Source organism: Mesorhizobium sp. WSM4887 (genome assembly GCF_029625865.1).
Lineage (GTDB): Bacteria > Pseudomonadota > Alphaproteobacteria > Rhizobiales > Rhizobiaceae > Mesorhizobium.
This window is the reverse complement of sequence record NZ_JARTVP010000074.1, coordinates 1-233: the sequence shown is the minus strand read 5'-3', so window position 1 is coordinate 233 and position 233 is coordinate 1. Positions and strand designations below refer to the sequence as shown.

Here is a 233-nt window from a genome sequence, read left to right as displayed (position 1 = left end):
ATCCAGGTCAGGGCAAATTAGTTTGACGTTTAAAACGACAAATAGAAAAACCCCGGGGCGCCCCCCCCCGGGGGGGGGGCGGGGGGGGGGCGCGGGGGGGGGGGCGGGGGGGGGGGGGGGTGGGGGGCGGGGGGGGGGGGGGGGGGGGGGGGTGGGGGGGGGGGGGGAGGGGGGGGAGGGGGGGGGGTGGGGGGGGGGGGGTGTTTTGGGTAATGGGGGGGGGGGGCCCGGGA

General features: G+C 79.4%; 1 protein-coding gene. It reads right to left on the bottom strand.

Going from position 1 to position 233, the window contains the following annotated elements; all coding sequences use genetic code 11:
• Nucleotides 1–29: 29 nt before the first annotated feature.
• Nucleotides 30–233: hypothetical protein (locus tag P9230_RS32380; protein WP_278121780.1), on the bottom strand; the 204-nt coding region annotated here is incomplete at its 5' end.